Source organism: Enterobacter nematophilus (assembly GCF_026344075.1).
Classification (GTDB): domain Bacteria; phylum Pseudomonadota; class Gammaproteobacteria; order Enterobacterales; family Enterobacteriaceae; genus Enterobacter; species Enterobacter nematophilus.
Genome location: NZ_JAPKNE010000001.1, coordinates 1,121,288 through 1,141,308 on the forward strand (window position 1 = coordinate 1,121,288; position 20,021 = coordinate 1,141,308).

Consider the following 20,021-nt stretch of genomic DNA (forward strand, 5'->3'; position numbering starts at 1 on the left):
GTCCTGTCAGTGAGCGGCATCACACTATGCCGTTCACTAAAGCTAGGACGTTGCTATACATTTGCCAGGAAAAACTGACAAATTGCGCACTATATGAGAAGGAATAGTCCGAAACCAATCGCCGCAGCCCAGAGCAGCATCGGAATCGACCAGAGGTGGAAGCGCCACCAGATGCGGCGGTCGTTGGCCATCCGCAGGGCGATCAGGTTTGCCAGGGAGCCGGGCAGCAGCCCAAACCCGCCGATGTTGACCGCCCAGGCCAGCAGCGTGTCCGGCGGAACGTAGTTCAGCAGCAGAATGGTGGCAGGCACGTTGCTGATAAACTGCGACAGGCCAATCGCCGTCAGCCACAGCCCCGGCTGCGACAGACCGCTGACGCTGTGCAGAACGTTTTGCAGCACCGGAAGCTGAATAAGCAGATGCACGTCGATGAACATCGCCATAAAGACCAGCAGCAGCGTCCAGTCCACGCTCACCAGCACGCGCCGCGCCAGCACGACAAAGCCCGCGGCGACGAGCAGGACGCCCGCCAGCTCATACTTCAGCTCCAGGGCGAACAGAAAGACGATGTATAACCCGAGACAGCTCCAGACCAGCCGCGGCTGCCACTGCGGGCCCGTGGTCCCGCTATGGTATTGCAGCTTTTTATCCGGAAACGCGAACCAGCAGACCGCCAGCAGCGACAGCATCATCACCAGCGCCAGAGGCGCCATCTGCCAGGTAAAGGCGGCGAATGACAGGCCGGAACGTCCCCAGAGAAGAATATTTTGCGGATTACCGATGGGCGTCAACAGAGAACCGGCGTTAACGGCGAGCGCTTCAAAGATGATCAAGCGGCTGACAGGGATCTCGCACAGCTTACGCAGGGTGAGCGTGAGGGGCACGATGATAAACAGCGCCACATCGTTGGTCAGAAACGTCGACAGCACCGCGGCGGAGAACACCATAAACAGGGCCAGCCTGCGCTCGGTGGCAAAACGGCGCACCATTTTACGCCCCAGGACGTCAAAATAGCCGCTCAGCTCGACCCCTTTGGTCAGCATCATTAACCCGCTCAGGGTGATGATGGTTCGCCAGTCAATCGCCGCAGACCAGGCCTGTGGCGCAAACGGCACAAACAGGCTTAACCCGGCGCCAGTGATTAATAAGAGATGGAAGAAACGATCGCGTGACAGGGCCTGCAGTCCAGGGATTTTCATTCAGCGGAGGGACCATATTTAAGGGTAAATTCGCGAAACTTCACCAGCGTCTCTTCGCTAACGTGGTGCTCCATTCCTTCCGCATCCCGGCGGGCAATTTCCGGGCTGACGCCCAGCACCAGCAAAAAGTTCTCGACAAGCTGATGGCGCTCGCGGCTCTCCTGCGCAAGCTTCTCCCCTTCCGGCGTCAGAAACACGCCGCGCCAGGGGATCATTTCGATCAGGCCTACCGAGGCCAGACGTTTTAACATTTTAGCGACTGTTGGCTGCGAAACCCCCAGCCTGGCGGCCATATCAACCTGACGCGCTTCCCCAACCTCGCGGATCAGATCGGAAATCAGCTCAACATAATCATCAATCAGTTCACGCCGGTGCGCTTCACGGACCTGGCGAAAACCTTCGACATGTTCTTCAACATTCACCAGTTGCGTCGTTTTTTTGATGGTTGGCTTACCTGCGCGACGGTTCATTGTACTTCCTCAGTGGGGTGACGCTTCCAGCGCCCGGTATCGAGAGCGCACATTGTAAACCATAGCTCTGCAAGCACAAAAAATTAACGAAATAGCCATAGCTATACAATATAGCCTGTGCTATATCTGTATGTAATGCAGTCACCCTTCACGGATCGAAGGGATCAAACATCAGGAGGTCTTATGAACGAATTCAAGAGGTGTATGACCGTGTTTACCCACTCTCCTTTTAAAGTGCGCTTAATGCTGTTGAACATGCTGTGCGATATGTTTAACAACAAACCGCATCAGGACGACAAACCTTCCCACTAAGCGGCGTTGCGGTACGCCGCTTCATTTTTCTGTCACACTTCCGCTGTAAACTGACCAATTCCCGATAATTTTTGCGGATTTGCAGCCCCCCTCGCAAAACATCTGTTTAGCAACTGTTGACCTTAATTCACGCTCGCACTATCTTCTTGCAGCCCTGCACAATTTGCGGCTCGCTGAAGCGGACCTCTCATTCCCTTTCCACGCACTGTCCGGCAGGCTTTGACCCTTGGCGCCAGGGTGAGCACATGGCGTTTTTGTGATAGTGACCTATGAATGTAACCCTGTTAGATACCATCGTTACCCGCAGCCGGGCCTTAAGCCCGTGGACGGGATTTTACTTTTTGCAGTCGCTGCTGATTAACTTTGCGCTCGGCTATCCCTTCAGCCTGCTTTATGCAGTGGCTTTCACCTGCATCCTGCATGTGCTGTGGCGAGCGGCCCCGCGCGTGCAGAAAGCGTTGGTGGGGGTCTGCTCGCTGGTTGCTGCGATGTATTTCCCGTTTGGCCAGGCCTACGGCTCGCCAAACTTTAATACCCTTCTCGCGCTGCACTCCACCAATATGGAAGAGTCGACGGAGATCCTGACGATCTTCCCCTGGTACAGCTACGTGGTAGGGTTATTTATCTTCGCGTTGGGCGTTATCGCCATCCGCCGTCGGTCGGGCGAGAAAAAATCCTGGGGTAAAATCGAAATACTCTGTCTGGTCTTCAGCCTTGCCGTGGCGTTCGTCGCCCCTATCCAGAATATTCCCTGGGACGGTAAGCTAAGGCTCATCAATATCGGCTATCCGGTTTTCCGCTTCGTGAAAGACGTCGTCGTGAACAATAAAGAGGTTCTCGACGAGCAGGCGCGCATGGCTGAACTTTCCAATATGAAAGACACCTGGAACGTGCTGGCGGTGAAGCCGAAATACCATACCTATGTGGTGGTGATTGGCGAGAGCGCACGTCGCGACGCACTGGGCGCCTTCGGCGGGCACTGGAATAACACGCCGTTTGCCAGCTCGGTCAACGGTACCCTGTTTACCGATTATGTGGCGGCCAGCGGTTCAACGCAGAAATCGCTCGGCCTGACGCTGAACCGCGTGGTGGATGGCAAACCTCAGTTTCAGGATAATTTCGTCACCCTGGCCAACCGCGCCGGTTTTCAGACCTGGTGGTTCTCCAATCAGGGTCAAATTGGCGAATACGACACGGCCATCGCCAGTATTGCCAAGCGTGCTGACGAAGTGCAGTTCCTGAAGAGCGGCGACTTTGAAGCCGACAAAAACACCAAAGACGAGGCGCTGCTGAAGATGACAGCGCAGGTCTTTGCTACCCCACGCACCCAGCCGCAGCTGATTGTCCTGCACCTGATGGGGTCGCACCCGCAGGCCTGCGATCGCACTGGCGGGAAATACGCGGAGTTTGTGCAGTCTAAAGAGACCTCCTGCTATCTCTACACCATGACGCAAACCGACGAACTGCTCAGCAAGCTTTACGATCAGCTGCGCAACACGGGCGAAAGCTTCTCCGTGGTCTATTTCTCGGATCACGGGCTGGCGTTCAAAGAGCGTGGCAAAGAAGTGCAGTATCTGGCGCACGACGATCAGTTCCAGCAGAATTTCCAGGTGCCGTTTATGGTGCTGTCGAGTGATGATAAAACGCATCGCGTTATCAAAGCGCGGCGCTCGGCGAATGATTTCCTGCAGTTCTTCTCGCAGTGGACGGGGATTAAGGCCAAAGAGATAAAAAATAGTTACCCGTTTATCTCCAACAAGAAAGCGCCCCCAGTGTACGTTACCAACTTCAAGTTACAGAAAGTTGACTACAACCATTTGGGTACGGATATTTTTGATATTAAGAGTAAGTAAGCTGTGCGGTCTCGTGCGGTCTGATGCCCTCACCCTGGCCCTCTCCCACTGGGAGAGGGTACAAACAAAAAAAATCCGCCACATTGGGCGGATTTTTTATTAGCTCACCGAAGTGATTAGAAGCGGTAACCTACGCCCGCGATCCAGGTGCCAACGTCAACGTTGCGGATACGGCTCTGCTCATAGGAGAAGTCCAGAGCAACATTTTCGATTGGGTTGAACTGCATACCCGCGCCATAGGAGAAGCCGTAGTCGCTGTTGCTTGCAGTGCGGTTCAGACCCTGGTTTTCGGTCTGCTGGAATTTACCGTAGCCAACACCTACAACACCGTAGATGCTTGCCCAGTCGTTCAGACGGTAAGCTGGACCAGCAGTGATACCGTAGTACTGGCCTTTGTTGTATGCGCCGTTTTCAGTACGATCTTTCTCGGTGTAGGTGAAAGAACCGATCACGCCCAGCGGGTTGTTATCCTGCTCGTAACGATACTTCAGGTTGAAACCGTTGGTTTTGTTCATCACGCCCTGCATATCGCTCTGAGCGTAACCACCAGTTACGGTAGAAGTAGCAGCTACAGCGGTACCTGCGGAAACAGCCAGTACAGCGGCCAGTGCTGAAAGACATGCAATTTTTTTCATAACCACCTCAAATGTGCTTCAAGTAAGTCCGTAAGCTTTAAATATATCAAAAAAATTTGCGAAACTCTTTGTGATTCGTGATGTCTAATGAGGCCTTTCCTGTAACAGAACGTTTCCAACCTCAGCTAACTCTTTCAAATCACATGCGATTTTTCCTACTAAACGCCCATATTGCGCGTCTGCGCCGTTACATTCATCCAGATTATTCCTAATCTTTCAGGTGATAAATCCACCAGCGCTTAACCATTTTACGGATTTCACAGGTCTTTTTTTTCAACGTAGTCTCAACCGTAGCTGTATATTTCCTTTACACTGCAACCTTTACTCCATTTGACATTAGCTTACAGGAGAAAGGATGCCTGGGTTATCCCGCACGTCGTCGGTCTGGTTGCCGGTAGCCGTCATACTTATTGCCATGTTGTCCATCCAAAGCGGTGCTTCGCTGGCAAAATCGCTTTTTCCACTGGTGGGTGCGCCCGGGGTGACAGCCCTGCGTATCGTGCTGGGCACGGCGATACTTGTTGCCATTTTCAAACCCTGGCGTCTGCGCTTCAAAAAAGAGCAACGGCTCCCCCTGCTTTTTTATGGCCTGTCCCTCGGGGCAATGAACTATATGTTCTACCTCTCCATCCAGACCATCCCGCTCGGGATCGCCGTCGCGCTGGAGTTTACCGGCCCGCTGGCGGTGGCGCTTTTCTCATCACGTCGTCCGGTGGATTTTATCTGGGTCGTGCTGGCCGTTCTGGGCTTATGGTTCCTGCTGCCGCTCGGTCAGAATGTCTCTGAGATTGACCTCACGGGCGCAGCGCTGGCTCTGGGAGCAGGAGCGTGCTGGGCTGTCTATATCCTCACCGGGCAGCGCGCGGGTGAAGAGCATGGCCCGGCAACGGTCGCCCTGGGTTCCGTGATTGCGGCTATCGTTTTTGTGCCGATCGGTATGGCGCAGGCCACGGAGTCTATCTGGCAATGGTCAGTCATGCCCATCGGGCTGGCGGTCGCTATTCTTTCAACGGCTCTCCCCTATTCTCTGGAGATGATTGCCCTGACGCGTCTGCCGACGCGCATATTTGGCACCCTGATGAGCATGGAGCCCGCCCTTGCGGCGATCTCCGGGATGGTGTTCCTGGGCGAAACGCTGACGTTTACCCAGACGCTGGCGCTCTGCTCAATTATCGCGGCGTCGATGGGGTCAACGCTCACCATGCGCCCTGAACCCAAAGTTGAGAAAATCGACATCGGCTAATGCCATATATTCTGCATGGCTTCACGGCCATGCAGAATAAAGGCCAGAACGCCATCCGTTATAATTTCTTACATAGTTTGTCATATTATCGAAATATCATTCCCCGTCTATTTCCCTTAGGGTGAATTAAGATTGATCTGTATCAATTTTAAAATTATCTATTAATTTCAATTAGTTAAATTATCAACCTCCTTCTCGCTATTAAACCGATAGGCACAGCCAGACCGCAGAGAAAAAATCCGGTGCTATACTTAGTTCCGTAATTACCTGGGACATAAACATCAAGAGGATATGAGATTATGAGTACCGCTAAACTGGTGAAAACGAAAGCGTCTAATCTGCTTTATACCCGTAACGATGTATCGGATAGCGACAAAAAAGCGACCATTGAGTTGCTGAATCGCCAGGTGATCCAGTTCATCGATCTTTCGCTGATCACCAAACAGGCCCACTGGAATATGCGCGGTGCAAACTTTATTGCCGTCCATGAAATGCTGGATGGCTTCCGCACAGCACTGGTGACACACCTTGATACGATGGCTGAACGTGCCGTACAGCTGGGTGGTGTCGCGCTTGGGACCACGCAGGTGATCAACAGCAAAACGCCGCTGAAAAGCTACCCGCTGGATATTCACACCGTTCAGGATCACCTGAAAGAGCTGGCGGACCGCTACGCGATTGTGGCCAATGACGTTCGCAAAGCGATTAGCGAAGCGAAGGATGAAGATACCGCAGACATCTTCACCGCCGCGTCCCGCGACCTGGATCAGTTCCTGTGGTTTATCGAATCTAACATCGAGTAATCCATACGACTTTCCTATCAAACCCTCGCCTCTGGTGAGGGTTTTGCACATTTATGGTGCACAGATTTTGCCTGAGACGGTGCAAAAGTGAAGAAATTGTAATAATCACCTCACACAACCGTTAATGGAAGATTGTTTTTTCGTCAGAATTTACGCTAAATATCTCCCCGTCAGTTGACCCAAACGAAGCGCACCAAAATGGTGCTCCATGCTGGTGCAACACGACATCATTGCCACGCTTTTTGTGCAATGCATGATTCCATCCCCTTTGAAAAACAAGAGCTTGTAAAGTTGGCACGATTTTTTCATTGTACCAGTCGTTCTCGCAGGGGATCGCCCCGTGGATATAAAAGGAAATGCTATGAAGTCTGTATTAAAAGTTTCACTGGCTGCACTTACCCTGGCTTTTGCTGTGTCCTCTCAGGCTGCCGACAAACTGGTTGTGGCGACCGACACGGCGTTCGTTCCGTTTGAATTCAAACAGGGTGACAAATACGTTGGTTTTGATGTTGATCTGTGGGCCGCTATCGCCAAAGAACTCAAACTGGACTACACCCTGAAGCCGATGGACTTCAGCGGCATCATCCCGGCGCTGCAAACCAAAAACGTCGATCTGGCGCTGGCGGGCATCACCATTACCGAAGAACGTAAAAAAGCGATCGACTTCTCCGACGGCTACTACAAAAGCGGCCTGCTGGTGATGGTGAAAGCGGATAATAACGACGTTAAAAGCGTGAAAGACCTCGACGGTAAAGTGGTGGCAGTGAAGAGCGGCACCGGTTCCGTGGATTACGCGAAAGCGAACATCAAAACCAAAGACCTGCGCCAGTTCCCGAACATCGACAACGCGTACATGGAGCTCGGCACCAACCGTGCTGACGCCGTTCTGCACGACACCCCGAACATCCTGTACTTCATCAAAACGGCTGGTAACGGCAAGTTCAAAGCCGTGGGCGACTCTCTGGAAGCGCAGCAGTACGGTATCGCGTTCCCTAAAGGCAGCGACGATCTGCGCACGAAGGTTAACGGCGCGCTGAAAACCCTGAAAGAGAACGGCACCTACAACGAAATCTATAAAAAATGGTTCGGTACTGAGCCTAAATAATAAGACGTAAAAATGACGTTCACTCGGGGGCGACCTTTCGCCCCTGCTATTTTTGAAACACGGTAACAGTAACAGGAAATTATCATGCAGTTTGACTGGAGCGCCATCTGGCCTGCCATTCCACTCTTGCTTGAAGGCGCTAAAATGACCCTGTGGATTTCGGTCCTCGGTCTGGTTGGCGGGTTGATTATCGGTCTTGTCGCCGGTTTCGCCCGCACCTACGGCGGCTGGATTGCAAACCACATCGCACTGGTTTTCATCGAAGTGATCCGCGGCACCCCGATTGTCGTGCAGGTCATGTTCATCTACTTCGCCCTGCCAATGGCCTTTACCGACCTGCGCATCGATCCGTTCAGCGCGGCCGTCGTGACCATTATGATCAACTCGGGCGCCTATATCGCGGAAATTACCCGCGGTGCGGTGCTGTCGATTCATAAAGGCTTCAGCGAAGCCGGTCTGGCGTTAGGTCTGTCTCGTCGCGAAACGATCCGCCACGTTATTCTCCCGCTGGCGCTGCGCCGCATGCTGCCGCCGCTGGGTAACCAGTGGATCATCAGCATTAAAGATACGTCGCTGTTCATCGTTATCGGCGTGGCCGAACTGACCCGTCAGGGCCAGGAAATTATTGCGGGCAACTTCCGCGCGCTGGAAATCTGGAGTGCGGTCGCCGTTGTCTACCTGATCATTACGCTGGTACTGAGCTTCGTTCTGCGCCGTCTTGAAAGAAGGATGAAAATCCTGTGATTGAATTTAAAAACGTTTCCAAGCACTTTGGCCCAACCCAGGTGCTGCACAATATCGATCTGAACATCAGGCAGGGTGAAGTGGTGGTGATTATCGGGCCGTCCGGTTCCGGTAAATCGACCCTGCTGCGCTGCATCAACAAGCTGGAAGAAATCACCAGCGGCGATCTGATCGTTGACGGTTTGAAGGTGAACGACCCGAAGGTGGACGAGCGTCTGATTCGCCAGGAAGCGGGCATGGTGTTCCAGCAGTTCTACCTGTTCCCGCACCTGACGGCGCTGGAAAACGTCATGTTTGGCCCACTGCGCGTGCGCGGTGCCAACAAAGCGGCGGCGGAAGCGCTGGCAAAAGATCTGCTGGCGAAGGTTGGTCTGGCGGAGCGTGCGCACCACTATCCTTCCGAGCTCTCCGGCGGCCAGCAGCAGCGCGTGGCGATTGCGCGCGCGCTGGCGGTGAAGCCGAAGATGATGCTGTTTGATGAGCCGACGTCCGCACTCGACCCGGAGCTGCGCCACGAGGTGCTGAAAGTCATGCAGGATCTGGCGGAAGAAGGGATGACGATGGTGATCGTGACCCACGAAATTGGCTTTGCTGAGAAGGTGGCCTCCCGCCTGATCTTTATTGATAAAGGCCGCATCGCCGAAGACGGCAATCCGCAGGCGCTGATCGCGAATCCGCCGAGCCAGCGTTTGCAGGAGTTCCTGCAGCACGTCTCCTGATCCCTAGCTTCATACCGAGCCGGGCTTGCCCGGCTTTTTTACGCCAGATTGTTCCCAAAAACTCTCCTGCGCCCCTCGCCCTCTATACTTATCATTTTGCACGATATTTTTTGTCGGAGGACGCCGTGCCGTGGATCCTGCTGCTGTTGATAAGCCTGTTTAGTGCGCCATCGCTCGCCGTGGCGATCCCCGGTGTCACCACCGGAACGACCGCTACCCAGCAAAGCACGCCGCCTCCGGAACCGGATGCTGAACAAAAAAAGGCGGCTTACAGCGCGCTTGCCGACGTCCTTGAAAACGACGCCTCCAGAAAAGAGCTCATCGAGCAATTGCGCAAAGCCGCCGCCACGCCGCCGCAGGAAACCGTTCCGACGCTCACCCCGCCGCCAGTTGAAGAACAAAAAACGGTGCTGGAAAACATCACCGACGTGAGCCGCCACTACGGGGAAGCGCTCTCCTCACGCTTTGCCCAGCTTTACCGCAACCTGATGGGATCCCAGCACAAGGCGTTTAACCCGCATACCTTTACCGCCGCCGCCACCCAGTTTTTGATGCTGGCCGCGGCCGTGTTTATTTTTTACTGGCTGGTGCGCCTGTGCGCCTGGCCGCTGTACCGCAGGATGGGCCACTGGGGGCGAAAAAAGAACCAGCATAAAAACAGCTGGCTGCACCTCCCCGCTATGGTTGCCGGGGCGTTTATCATCGATTTACTGCTGCTGGCATTAACGCTGTTTGTCGGTCAGGTGCTGGCGGACCGCCTCAATACGGGCAACAAAACCATTGCCTTCCAGCAGGCGCTCTTCCTGAACGCGTTTGCGCTCATCGAATTTTTTAAAGCGGTGCTGCGCGTCATCTTTTGCCCGCGCGTGCCTGAGCTTCGCCCTTTCAATATCAACGACGACAGCGCGAAATACTGGGCCGTGCGGCTAAGTGTCCTCAGCGGCCTGATAGGCTACGGCCTGCTGGTTGCCGTGCCGATTATCTCCAACCAGGTTAACGTGCAGTTTGGCGCGCTGGCGAACGTGCTGATTATGCTCTGTATAACCGTCTGGTCTCTGTACCTTATCTTTCACAATAAAAGGGCGATCACCGAGAGTCTGCTGCATCTGGCCGACCGTTCCCTCTCTTTCTTCAGCCTGTTTATCCGCGCCTTCGCGCTGGTGTGGCACTGGCTGGCAAGCGCGTACTTTATTGTGCTGTGCTTCTTCTCGCTGTTCGACCCGGGAAACAGCCTGAAATTTATGATGGGGGCGACGTTTAAAAGCCTGGCGATTATCGGCATCGCGGCATTTGTGTCCGGGCTGTTGTCCCGCTGGATCTCGAAAACTATCACCCTGTCGCCGCAGGTGCAGCGTAATTACCCGGAACTGCAAAAACGGGTGAACGGCTGGATATCGGTGTCGCTCAAGGTGGCGCGCATTCTTACCGTCTGTGTGGCGATTATGCTGCTCCTGAACGCGTGGAGCCTGTTTGATTTCTGGAACTGGCTGCATAACGGCGCCGGCGAGAAGACCGTCGATATTTTAATTCGTATCGCGCTGATTCTGTTCTTCTCCGCCGTCGGCTGGACGCTGCTGGCGAGCCTTATCGAGAACCGCCTGGTATCGGATATTCACGGCAGACCGCTCCCCAGCGCCCGCGCGCGCACGCTGTTGACCCTGTTCCGCAACGCGCTGGCGGTGATCATCAGCACCATCACCATCATGATCGTGCTGTCGGAAATCGGCGTGAATATCGCCCCGCTGCTGGCGGGTGCTGGCGCGCTGGGGCTGGCGATCTCCTTCGGTTCGCAAACGCTGGTGAAGGATATTATTACCGGCATCTTTATCCAGTTTGAGAACGGAATGAATACGGGCGATCTGGTGACCATCGGGCCGCTGACCGGCACCGTGGAGAGGATGTCGATTCGCTCGGTGGGCGTGCGCCAGGATACCGGGGCATACCACATCATTCCGTGGTCATCGATCACCACCTTCGCCAACTTCGTGCGCGGCATTGGCTCCGTTGTGGCGAACTACGACGTGGATCGCCACGAGGATGCGGACAAAGCGAAGCAGGCGCTGCGGGATGCGGTGGAAGAGTTAATGCAGATGGAGGATATTCGCGGGCTGGTGATTGGCGAGCCGTCGTTTGCCGGCATCGTCGGGCTGACGAACACGGCATTTACCCTGCGCGTGTCGTTCACCACCCAGCCGCTGAAGCAGTGGACGGTGCGCTTTGCCCTCGACAGCATGGTGAAAAAGCACTTCGATCTGGCGAACGTGCGAACGCCGGTGCAGACGTATCAGGTATTGTCGCCGCCCGCCTCGCCGCTCCCTCCGCAGGAACCGACGCTGTAACCGAGCCGGGTGGCGGTTTCGCCTTACCCGGCCAACGAGGGGGTACTATTTGCGACGTTTGTTATCGTCCATAAAAGACCAGGCGATAAAGCGGCTCTGCTTCTGGCCCTGCGCCATCTCTTTTTTCACCACTTTTACGGCGCCCGCTTCGCTCAGGGCGCGGTAGAGCGGTGGCAGGTTATCCCCGCGGGAAACCAGCGTCGTGAACCACTTCACCTGACGGCCAAACTGTTTGCTTTCCGCAATCATGCGCAGGATAAACGCTACTTCACCGCCCTCGCACCACAGCTCCTGCTGCTGCCCGCCGAAGTTCAGCGCGGCGTCTTCCGCCTGGCCGAGGTTTCGCCGTTTACGCTCGCTGCCCGCGCGGGCCGCTGCCGCCGAATCATGGAACGGCGGGTTGCACATCGTGGCGTCATAGCTTTCGTTTTTATGAATAATGCCGTTGAAGATCGACGCCGCATCTTTCTGACGACGCAGACGAATGGCGCGGCTCAGGCCGGGGTTAGCGCTGACGATCGCCTGCGCGCTGGCAAAGGCCTCGGCGCCGATTTCGCTCCCGGTAAAGCGCCAGCGATACTCATGCACGCCAATCAGCGGGTAAATCAGGTTTGCCCCGGTACCAATATCCAGGACGGAAGCCTGCTGCGGGATCGCGCCGTCACGATCTTCGGCGAGAAGATCGGCAAGGTGATGGACGTAATCAGCCCGGCCCGGAACGGGAGGACAGAGAAAGCCTTCCGGGATATCCCAGTGCGCCACGCCGTAAAAATGCGCCAGCAGCGCTTTGTTCAGCGTTTTCACCGCCTGCGGATCGGCAAAGTTGACGGTCGGCTCACCCGCTGGGGTCTGGACAATGTAGTCCTGCAGCGCAGGGCAGCTTTGGCACAGGGCGCTCATGTCGTAGCGGCTACGGTGGCGGTTTCGCGGGTGCAATCCCGGCTTTTGGGAAGTCATGGCATTCTCCTTTAAACAGCGGCGTAAGATACCCTGTGCTGGCCCAGCGGTAAATCTTTCTCTGCGGCGGTTAAAAAACCGCCGTAAATCAAACACCTCTACGTCTATGATCTGTCAGCGAATTGTCAGTTTTTATCGTTCAAAAAATAAGCAGATCATCATCAAATATTTGCGCTAAGTCACACTCGTCAGGCTTCTAAACTTAAAGGGAATCACCTGTTGTTTCCTCATGAGGATGTGATTATGAAAAAGTACCTGACCCTTGCTGTTATCGCCGGCGCCCTGGCGACCGCTTCATTTTCTGCAATGGCCGTTCAGTCACTGAATGAAAGTACCGATACCAGCCAGCTGCGTCCGGCGGGCACCGTCTCGGTTAGCCGCGCAAGTAACCTGGACGATCTGCAAAACAAACTGGCCGAGAAAGCCCGCCAGGAAGGTGCGAAAGGCTTTGTGGTGAACTCCGCAGGCGGAGATAACCATATGTACGGCACGGCAACCATCTATAAATAATTCCCTCTTTATAAAACTGCATCTGCCTGCCGGATGCAGTTCGTTTTCCCCTTTATCTTGATTGTTCATTTTTTAACCCCATATTAAAAGCAGGGTATATACCGATTGCAGGAGGATGCTATGGCTTCCGGCTGGGCGAATGATGACGCCGTTAACGAACAGATCAACAGTACTATTGAAGATGCGGTTGCGCGCGCTCGCGGTGAGATTCCGCGCGGCGAAAGTTTGAAGGAGTGCGAAGAGTGCGGAGAGCCGATCCCGGAGGCGCGGCGTAAAGCCATCCCCGGCGTAAGGTTTTGCATCACCTGCCAGCAGGGTAAAGATTCAAAAAATGCTTCACATTCAGGTTATAATCGCAGAGGATCGAAAGACAGCCAGCTACGTTGACTTTCCTTTACCTAAGTTAACCCCGTGGGCGCTTACCTTTACGCTCACGAATTTTAGCGAACCGCGTAGCAAAATGTGCCCTTCATCTCTCTTCTGTAAAGCGCAGCAACAAGAAGTGTAAAGCGCAACTTTGATTTAATTAATAATCAATAAGTTATTTGTCATTCAATTTTTTTGATTGACCACGTCAATTCTCTTCGATTTTATCCCTCCGAAAAAAACGTGATACTTATCACATCGACGGAACATCGTCCCCTTAACAGAAAACACCTGCGAGAGATTAATTATGAAAACCATCAAATATGCTGTAGCTGCTGTTGCCCTGTCCGCTCTGTCTTTTGGCGCATTCGCCGTAGAGCCTGTTTCATCAACTCAGGCCCAGAGCATGAATAAAATCGGTGTGGTGAGTGCAGAAGGCGCAACCACGCTGGACGGTCTGGAAGCCAAGCTGGCTGAGAAAGCGGCGGCTGCCGGTGCAAGCGGATACACCATCACCTCCGCTAACACCAATAACAAACTGAGCGGTACTGCGGTTATCTACAAATAATCGCCTGAATGAATGCTGTACCCTCGCCAAACCCTCTGGTGAGCTGCTCCAACCCTCATTGACCCTGTTGTTACCCTTGTTTGCCCGTCCGCCACTGGACGGGCTTTTTTTTGCCTAAAACGACTACGCCACGCGCTGTAACCCCGCTTCCACTGTCTCAACCTCCCCTGTCGCCAGCAAGCAGCAGGCCATTTGCAGCTTGATCGACTGTGGAACCGGCACATTCCCGGCCAGGCACTGCGTAATCCAGTGCGCGGTAACCTGCGGATCTTTCGACTCCGGCAGGAGAACATCGCTGTTGTCTTCCCCACGCTCGAGCACAACGCGCGTACCGGCAGGATCGATCAGCATCAGCTGAGGGCAGCGCTGTGGATTGGCATAAACTTCACCTTCCGTACCGTGCATCAGCAGCGCCCTGCCGCCAATCTCCTCAAAAAATTTCCCAACACGCCCCACGTATTCCGGGTGTGAGACGCTGGAAAGTCGCAGCGCGGCGTCTTCAGCAAACGGCGTCGCCAGCTTCGCCAGAGTATGCGAGCTGTTGCGCACGCCCATGCGCCAGCGCATGTCCAGCTGCTTTTCCAGCGGCGGGCAGAGCGCGCGCACGGGAATATAGACCGGCTGGTTCCCCTCCAGCTTTGCCTGCGCCTGGCCGGCATGAAGAGTCGGTTCAATGCCCAGCAGTTCAAAGATGGTTTCTGTCAGCACGCGCGTGGGATCTTCGCTGACCCCGTGTACCACCACCGGGAACCCCAGCTTATGTAATAAGATCGCCAGCAGCGGGGTCAGGTTTGCCTGCTTGCGCGCGCCGTTATAGCTCGGGATTACGATCGGCATCGGTTTTGCCACCGGCGGCGTTAAGCGCAGCGTTTGCGCCTGCATCGCCTCGTAGAAACCGCGCATCTCCGCTTCGCCTTCACCTTTGATGCGCAGCGCAATCAGGATGCCGCCCATCTCCAGGTCCGGTACTTCGCCATTGAGCATACGGGTATACAGGGCGCGAGCGGTCTCATGGTCCAGATCGCGGGCGTGATTTTTGCCCCGGCCTACCTCTTTGATAATCTTGCGATAATCCACGACATCTCTCCTGAAAATATCATCTTGTTAACAATATAGCCCCGTTGAACGTCAGGACGTTAGTTTTTTCGACACAATCAAGGCGCTGTTTTTATGGCGAAAAATGAAACTCAAGGATTATTTCAATTATTTGTGATTTCTACAGAAGATCCTTAACCCGTCATTATTTGTTTAAATAACCAGCGGAAAGTCATTTAGGGTCAACGGTGAAAACGTCCAGGCAACGCTATCACCAGAAACATACCAGGATTTGTTATGAACAAGGTTGCTTTAGGTTTAATCATCGCCGCAGCGGTGGGATGTTCTGCATCCGCATTTGCGGCAACTAACGGTGAAGGCCAGATTAATTTCACCGGCGAGATCATCGATTCTGCTTGCCAGGTCGTGAATGGGTTAAGTAATCCATTAAATGTTCAGCTGGGCAAAGTGTCTAAAACGGTATTTACCGGCGCAGGCTCCACCAGCACATTAACGAAGTTTGATATTCAGTTAACCAATTGCCCGGAAACGGTCACCTCCGCAGCGATTAACTTCGGCGGGACCCCGGATGCGAATAACAACTCTACGCTGGCCTTAACGCCGGATACCGATGTCGCAACAGGTGTGGCTATTCAGCTGGTTGACGCGTCCGAGCAACCCGTCACTCTGTATACGCCGTCTCAGCAATATCCATTAGCCTCCGGCACGGCGGTTAACGATCTTGAGTTCGGCGCTCGTTATATCCAAACCGGCGCTGCGATTACCGCAGGCCCTGCTAACTCTGTATCGACCTTCACCGTTATTTATAACTGATCTTATCAATCCTGAGATATTAATGCTTTTGCGGGCATTAATATCTCATCTATTTATTGAGAAATCTTTATGCGCCACGGTTATTTACTGAGCACTCTTTTACTGGTAGCCGCCACTGCACATGCGGGCGTCATTATTAATGGCACCCGTCTGGTCTATCAGGGAGATAAAAAGGAATCCTCTCTTGGTCTTTCAAATCCAGATGCGACGGATTATCTGGTGCAGTCCTGGGTTGATTCCGGCGGTAAAAACCCGGCCAAAGCCCCGTTCCTGATCACCCCGCCGCTTTTCCGTCTGGATGCAAAAGAAGATAACGTTCTGCGCGTGGTGCGTACGGGCGGAAATTTACCGGAAGACAGGGAATCCCTGTACTGGTTGAATATTAAAGCAATCCCTTCCTCAAAACACGTTGAGGGGATAAATACGCTGCAAATCGCCATTAATACTCGAATCAAATTACTGTATCGCCCGTCTGCGGTAAAAGGCAGACCAGAAGATGTGGCCGATAAACTTGAGTGGCGCCGCGAAGGTAACGAGCTGGTGGTGAATAACCCTACGCCGTTCTATATGAATTTCCAGACCGTTACGCTGAATGGTCATAAAATCACTAAAGCCACCTGGGCCGTGCCGAAAACGGAAACGCATTTTGCTCTACCTGGCAATGTCGGGGGCTCAAGCGTCACGTATTCCATTATTACTGATTACGGCAGCATCAGCCATACCTGGTCGAAATTCGTTCATTAATACTTCCCCGGTAATAAAATAATCATGTACAGCGATAAAAAGCCGTTCACCTACCGATTTTCGTCATTGCTGGTCATTCTTTGTGGCCTGGCAATGGCGATCTTTGCGCAGCAGGTTATGGCTGATGATTATTTTAACCCGGCCCTGCTGGATATTGATAATCCCCAGCAGGGGAAAACCGATTTGTCCGTCTATGAAAAAGGCCCAGGTCAGGCGCCGGGTAAATATCAGGTCGCGGTATTTATCAATAACAATAAAATTGATACCCGCGATGTCACCTTTACTCTGCAAAAAGACGCTCAGGGCAACAGCACGCTGCAACCTTGCTTTACCCTGGACGATTTAAAAAGCCTCGGCATCAAAACCAAAAAATATCCGCAGCTGATGGCCAAAGGCCAGTGCGCCGATTTACACGCCATCCCTGCCGCATCCGCGACCTTCCGCGTTCGCAACCAGCAGCTGCTGCTGAGCATTCCCCAGTCGGCGCTCGGTCAGGTGCCTCGCGGTTACATTGACCCAAAAGAATTTGACGAAGGGATCAACGCGGGCCTGCTTAACTACAGCGCAAACGCCAGCCAAAGCCATGCGCGCCATCAGGGTGAACAGGACACCAGCAGCCAGTACGTTAACCTGCGTCCAGGTTTGAACATTGGCGCGTGGCGCGTTCGCAACTATTCCACCTGGAATCGCAGCACCACGGGTAAGGAGGAGGACCAGAAATTCACCTCCGTTTATACCTACGCGCAGCGCGACATTGTGGCGATGAAAAGCGACCTCACCGTCGGCCAGAGCTCCTCCCCTTCCGACGTTTTTGACAGCGTCCCCTACACCGGGGTGGAGCTGAAATCCGATAACGACATGCTGCCGGACAGTGAAAAAGGCTACGCTCCCATTATTCGCGGCACCGCCCACAGCAACGCGCTGGTGGTGGTACGCCAGAACGGGTACATCATTTATCAGAACACGGTCGCACCGGGCGCGTTCGAAATTAACGATCTCTACCCCACCGGCAGCAGCGGCGATCTCCAGGTCACCGTGAAAGAGACCGACGGCAGCGAAAGCCATTTCGTGGTGCCGTTTGCCTCCGTGCCGGTATTGCAGCGTGAAAAAAACCTGCGCTACAGCGTGACCGCCGGACGCTATCGTTCTTATGACAAAAACGTGGAAAAGACCCCGTTTGCCCAGGGCAGCGCCATCTACGGTTTACCCTACGGTTTTACCGCCTACGGTGGCGTGCAGCAGAGCAGCCATTATCAGTCTCAGGCGGCAGGTATCGGGAAAAACATGGGCGATTTAGGGGCGTTCTCCATCGACGTCACCCGCGCCAAAGCCCTGTTGAAAAAACAGCAGGCCAGCAAAGGCCAGTCGTGGCGCGTGCGTTACAGCAAAGATATCGCCCGCTCGGGTACCAACTTCACGCTGGCGGGCTACCGCTATAACAGCAAGGGTTTTTACACCCTCGAAGACACCATGGAGTCCTATACCCACTCTGACGACTGGTCTGCACCTCAGCAGCGCCGCGCCCGAACCGAAGCCACCGTCGACCAGACGCTGCCGGAAGGCTGGGGGTCCGTCACCCTGAGCATGGTGAAAGAGACGTACTGGAGCCAGAGCCAGAACATGACCTCCTTGAGCGTCAGCTACAACAACAGCTGGCACGGCGTGAGCTACAGCCTCAGCTACAGCATGAACAAAAACACCAGCGACAGCGATGAAGACGGTGATGAGGTCACGAACGACAACCAGTTCTCGCTGAGCGTCTCGGTGCCGCTGGACCACTGGATGCATAACACCTGGGCCACCTACAACCTGAACAACACCAAAGACGGCACGACGCAGAATATCGGCCTGAACGGCACGGCGCTGAAAGAAGACAACCTGAACTGGAACATCCAGGAAGGGCTGAGCAGCACCGGCAGCGGTAACTCCACCAGCATCAACGCCGACTACAAAGCGACCTATGGCGAGGTGAGCGCAGGGGTCAGTCAGGACAAATATCAGCAGACCGTGAACGTCGGTTTGCAGGGCGGCGTGGTTGCCCATGCTAACGGGATAACCCTGAGCCAGCCGCTCGGTGAGACCATCGCGCTGGTAAAAGCGCCGGGAACCCACGGGACGCACATCGCGAACCAGACGGGCGTTGAGACCGACTTCCGCGGCTACACCGTCGTGCCGTTTGTTACCGCGTATCGCCACAACACCATTGCGCTGGATACCGAAACGCTGCCGGACGACGCCGACGTCACCCACGCGGCGCAGATCGTCACCCCAACCCGCGGGGCCGTGGTGCGCGCCAGCTTTAATACCCGCGTAGGTAACCGCGTGCTGATGACGCTGACACAAAATGGTAAACCGCTGCCCTTCGGCGCAACGGTCACCACCGAGGATAAAGACAGCGAATTTATTGTCGGGAATGACGGCCAGACCTACCTGTCGGGTCTGCCACAGCAAGGGCATCTCAACGTTTCCTGGGGACAGGAGGCGAGCGAGCACTGCGTCGCTGACTATGCGCTAACGGATGAGAAAGAGAAAACCAGCATCATTAACGCTGCCGCGCAGTGTCATTGATCTACCGTTCAGGCTAACGATTATGCAAATGATTAAACAGTGCTTTTTCTTACTGGTTCTGGGAACCGCCGCGTTATTTATGCCGCATGCGAAGGCGACCTGTACAACGCCGGACCTGCCGAAGATGATTAACGTGGCGTCAATCTCCGTTCCGACAACGCTGGCGGTAGGTGAGACCATTCCTGGAACAGAACAGGTTGCCCATGTCGCCGGTAACTGCGATCAGGCCGCAGATAGCGGCCTGGAGATCGTATCCTGCTACTACGGTACGGGAGCAGAGATCCCAGGACTAAAAGGTGTCTACGACTCTGGTGTTCCCGGCGTTGGGGTGGCATTGATGAACGATCGGGGGCAGCGCATCAGCGGAGCTGGCGGCGTTAACTGCATCTCAACGGGAACGCCGGTGGGGTATGTTTCCAGCGATGGCAAACAGAGCTTTAATTTTGACGTTACGCTGGAGCTGGTCAAAACCAGCGATACGGTAGCGTCTGGCACGCTCGATCAGAGCCAGACTCGTTTTGGTATCGGGGTGTATCACCACGAAGGGATCGGCAACCCTAACGACATCGCCTATGCGGGCAACGTCATCCTTAAAGAGGTCACCTGCTCCGTCCTGCCAAAAAACCTGACGGTTAACCTTGGAGATTTCCCGGTCAGCGACTTTGTCAGCGTGGGGATGCTCTCCTCTCCGGCGCAGAATTTTGACGTCACGGTGCACTGCGACAGCACCGTGCAGCCCGAAGTAAAGATCACCAGCTCAAACGGCTATGAAGCGGCGTTTGAAGGAGTGCTAAAACTCACGCAGCAGCCCGGAGCCGCAACGGGAGTCGGCGTACGCATGCTGTTCGACGACAATATCGCCACCTTTGACACCTACGTTAACACCCGAAGCGAAGCCATCGCCAACGAGACGCTGACCATACCGTTTGAGGTACGCTACGAGCAGGTCAGCGATGTAGTTACCCCCGGCCCGGCCAACACCGTTGCTACCATCACGCTTGCCTATAAGTGACCAAC

At 54.4% G+C, this 20,021-nt stretch carries 20 protein-coding genes; 15 read left to right on the plus strand and 5 right to left on the minus strand.

The features are described from left to right. Positions 1–89 precede the first annotated feature (89 nt). On the minus strand, positions 90–1,199 hold the full coding sequence (locus tag OSH03_RS05305) for an anion transporter (RefSeq protein WP_253541309.1): 1,110 nt from the start codon (positions 1,197–1,199) through the stop codon (positions 90–92). Next, positions 1,196–1,669, minus strand: coding sequence for a manganese-binding transcriptional regulator MntR (gene mntR / locus OSH03_RS05310; protein WP_008501176.1), 474 nt, complete (start codon positions 1,667–1,669; stop codon positions 1,196–1,198). Before mntR ends, OSH03_RS05305 begins: the two co-directional genes overlap by 4 nt. A gap of 183 nt (positions 1,670–1,852) precedes the next feature. Between mntR and mntS the strand changes: the two genes are divergently transcribed. Next, the gene (gene mntS / locus OSH03_RS05315) at positions 1,853–1,981 is read left to right on the plus strand and encodes a manganase accumulation protein MntS (protein WP_014831181.1); all 129 of its coding nucleotides are present in this window, start codon (positions 1,853–1,855) and stop codon (positions 1,979–1,981) included. Between the two features lie 269 nt (positions 1,982–2,250). Beyond that, positions 2,251–3,834 (plus strand): phosphoethanolamine transferase, encoded by a 1,584-nt coding sequence (locus OSH03_RS05320; protein WP_151412781.1) that lies wholly within the window; start codon positions 2,251–2,253, stop codon positions 3,832–3,834. Between the two features lie 116 nt (positions 3,835–3,950). Here the strand turns inward: OSH03_RS05320 and ompX are convergent, their stop codons facing one another. Further along, complete coding sequence (gene ompX, locus OSH03_RS05325) at positions 3,951–4,469, minus strand: outer membrane protein OmpX (protein ID WP_061098792.1); 519 nt, start codon at positions 4,467–4,469, stop codon at positions 3,951–3,953. Between the two features lie 355 nt (positions 4,470–4,824). Here ompX and rhtA point away from each other — a divergent pair, with 355 nt between their 5' ends. From rhtA to ybiO, 6 genes are all read left to right on the plus strand, one after another. Then, entirely contained in the window at positions 4,825–5,712 is an 888-nt protein-coding gene (gene rhtA, locus OSH03_RS05330; RefSeq protein WP_266178471.1) for a threonine/homoserine exporter RhtA, read from the plus strand. A gap of 299 nt (positions 5,713–6,011) precedes the next feature. Continuing rightward, positions 6,012–6,515 (plus strand): DNA starvation/stationary phase protection protein Dps, encoded by a 504-nt coding sequence (dps, locus tag OSH03_RS05335; protein ID WP_008501171.1) that lies wholly within the window; start codon positions 6,012–6,014, stop codon positions 6,513–6,515. Positions 6,516–6,876: 361 nt separating this feature from the next. Beyond that, positions 6,877–7,620 carry a glutamine ABC transporter substrate-binding protein GlnH gene (gene glnH, locus OSH03_RS05340; RefSeq protein WP_014831177.1) on the plus strand — a complete coding sequence of 248 codons (744 nt, stop codon included), beginning with the start codon at positions 6,877–6,879 and terminating at the stop codon, positions 7,618–7,620. Positions 7,621–7,704: 84 nt separating this feature from the next. Continuing rightward, the gene (glnP, locus tag OSH03_RS05345; RefSeq protein WP_003858462.1) at positions 7,705–8,364 is read left to right on the plus strand and encodes a glutamine ABC transporter permease GlnP; all 660 of its coding nucleotides are present in this window, start codon (positions 7,705–7,707) and stop codon (positions 8,362–8,364) included. Next, on the plus strand, positions 8,361–9,083 hold the full coding sequence (gene glnQ / locus OSH03_RS05350; RefSeq protein ID WP_061098794.1) for a glutamine ABC transporter ATP-binding protein GlnQ: 723 nt from the start codon (positions 8,361–8,363) through the stop codon (positions 9,081–9,083). Before glnP ends, glnQ begins: the two co-directional genes overlap by 4 nt. Before the next feature lie 125 nt (positions 9,084–9,208). Beyond that, positions 9,209–11,422: a mechanosensitive channel protein gene (ybiO, locus tag OSH03_RS05355; RefSeq protein WP_266178643.1), complete on the plus strand. Its 2,214-nt coding sequence runs from the start codon at positions 9,209–9,211 to the stop codon at positions 11,420–11,422. A gap of 45 nt (positions 11,423–11,467) precedes the next feature. On the opposite strand, the gene rlmF is transcribed toward ybiO, so the two are convergent. After that, complete coding sequence (gene rlmF, locus OSH03_RS05360) at positions 11,468–12,379, minus strand: 23S rRNA (adenine(1618)-N(6))-methyltransferase RlmF (RefSeq protein ID WP_266178472.1); 912 nt, start codon at positions 12,377–12,379, stop codon at positions 11,468–11,470. Between the two features lie 243 nt (positions 12,380–12,622). On the opposite strand from rlmF, the gene mcbA reads away from it, so the two are divergent. From mcbA to ybiJ, 3 genes are all read left to right on the plus strand, one after another. After that, complete coding sequence (gene mcbA / locus OSH03_RS05365; protein WP_028012443.1) at positions 12,623–12,889, plus strand: DUF1471 family periplasmic protein McbA; 267 nt, start codon at positions 12,623–12,625, stop codon at positions 12,887–12,889. A gap of 120 nt (positions 12,890–13,009) precedes the next feature. Further along, a complete protein-coding gene (locus OSH03_RS05370) occupies positions 13,010–13,276 on the plus strand; it encodes a DksA/TraR family C4-type zinc finger protein (protein WP_266178473.1) in 267 nt (88 codons plus the stop codon). A gap of 286 nt (positions 13,277–13,562) precedes the next feature. After that, entirely contained in the window at positions 13,563–13,823 is a 261-nt protein-coding gene (ybiJ, locus tag OSH03_RS05375; protein WP_014883102.1) for a DUF1471 family protein YbiJ, read from the plus strand. 123 nt (positions 13,824–13,946) lie between these two features. Here ybiJ and ybiB read toward each other — a convergent pair whose 3' ends face one another. Continuing rightward, positions 13,947–14,900, minus strand: coding sequence for a DNA-binding protein YbiB (gene ybiB, locus OSH03_RS05380; RefSeq protein ID WP_266178474.1), 954 nt, complete (start codon positions 14,898–14,900; stop codon positions 13,947–13,949). A 255-nt stretch (positions 14,901–15,155) separates the two neighbouring features. Here ybiB and OSH03_RS05385 point away from each other — a divergent pair, with 255 nt between their 5' ends. The 4 genes from OSH03_RS05385 (at position 15,156) to OSH03_RS05400 (ending at position 20,016) form a co-directional block, all read left to right on the plus strand. Then, positions 15,156–15,692 (plus strand): fimbrial protein, encoded by a 537-nt coding sequence (locus OSH03_RS05385; protein WP_080327819.1) that lies wholly within the window; start codon positions 15,156–15,158, stop codon positions 15,690–15,692. Positions 15,693–15,761: 69 nt separating this feature from the next. Then, positions 15,762–16,436 carry a fimbrial biogenesis chaperone gene (locus tag OSH03_RS05390; RefSeq protein ID WP_266178475.1) on the plus strand — a complete coding sequence of 225 codons (675 nt, stop codon included), beginning with the start codon at positions 15,762–15,764 and terminating at the stop codon, positions 16,434–16,436. 24 nt (positions 16,437–16,460) lie between these two features. Continuing rightward, positions 16,461–19,004: a fimbria/pilus outer membrane usher protein gene (locus OSH03_RS05395; protein WP_266178476.1), complete on the plus strand. Its 2,544-nt coding sequence runs from the start codon at positions 16,461–16,463 to the stop codon at positions 19,002–19,004. Between the two features lie 22 nt (positions 19,005–19,026). Continuing rightward, a complete protein-coding gene (locus OSH03_RS05400; RefSeq protein WP_266178477.1) occupies positions 19,027–20,016 on the plus strand; it encodes a fimbrial protein in 990 nt (329 codons plus the stop codon). Positions 20,017–20,021 lie beyond the last annotated feature (5 nt).

Coding starts and splice junctions, on each gene's coding strand:
- OSH03_RS05305 (WP_253541309.1), bottom strand. CDS start 1,199: ATGAAAATCCCTGGACTGCAGGCCCTGTCACGCGATCGTTTCTTCCAT.
- mntR (WP_008501176.1), bottom strand. CDS start 1,669: ATGAACCGTCGCGCAGGTAAGCCAACCATCAAAAAAACGACGCAACTG.
- mntS (WP_014831181.1), top strand. CDS start 1,853: ATGAACGAATTCAAGAGGTGTATGACCGTGTTTACCCACTCTCCTTTT.
- OSH03_RS05320 (WP_151412781.1), top strand. CDS start 2,251: ATGAATGTAACCCTGTTAGATACCATCGTTACCCGCAGCCGGGCCTTA.
- ompX (WP_061098792.1), bottom strand. CDS start 4,469: ATGAAAAAAATTGCATGTCTTTCAGCACTGGCCGCTGTACTGGCTGTT.
- rhtA (WP_266178471.1), top strand. CDS start 4,825: ATGCCTGGGTTATCCCGCACGTCGTCGGTCTGGTTGCCGGTAGCCGTC.
- dps (WP_008501171.1), top strand. CDS start 6,012: ATGAGTACCGCTAAACTGGTGAAAACGAAAGCGTCTAATCTGCTTTAT.
- glnH (WP_014831177.1), top strand. CDS start 6,877: ATGAAGTCTGTATTAAAAGTTTCACTGGCTGCACTTACCCTGGCTTTT.
- glnP (WP_003858462.1), top strand. CDS start 7,705: ATGCAGTTTGACTGGAGCGCCATCTGGCCTGCCATTCCACTCTTGCTT.
- rlmF (WP_266178472.1), bottom strand. CDS start 12,379: ATGACTTCCCAAAAGCCGGGATTGCACCCGCGAAACCGCCACCGTAGC.
- mcbA (WP_028012443.1), top strand. CDS start 12,623: ATGAAAAAGTACCTGACCCTTGCTGTTATCGCCGGCGCCCTGGCGACC.
- OSH03_RS05370 (WP_266178473.1), top strand. CDS start 13,010: ATGGCTTCCGGCTGGGCGAATGATGACGCCGTTAACGAACAGATCAAC.
- ybiJ (WP_014883102.1), top strand. CDS start 13,563: ATGAAAACCATCAAATATGCTGTAGCTGCTGTTGCCCTGTCCGCTCTG.
- OSH03_RS05385 (WP_080327819.1), top strand. CDS start 15,156: ATGAACAAGGTTGCTTTAGGTTTAATCATCGCCGCAGCGGTGGGATGT.
- OSH03_RS05390 (WP_266178475.1), top strand. CDS start 15,762: ATGCGCCACGGTTATTTACTGAGCACTCTTTTACTGGTAGCCGCCACT.
- OSH03_RS05395 (WP_266178476.1), top strand. CDS start 16,461: ATGTACAGCGATAAAAAGCCGTTCACCTACCGATTTTCGTCATTGCTG.
- OSH03_RS05400 (WP_266178477.1), top strand. CDS start 19,027: ATGCAAATGATTAAACAGTGCTTTTTCTTACTGGTTCTGGGAACCGCC.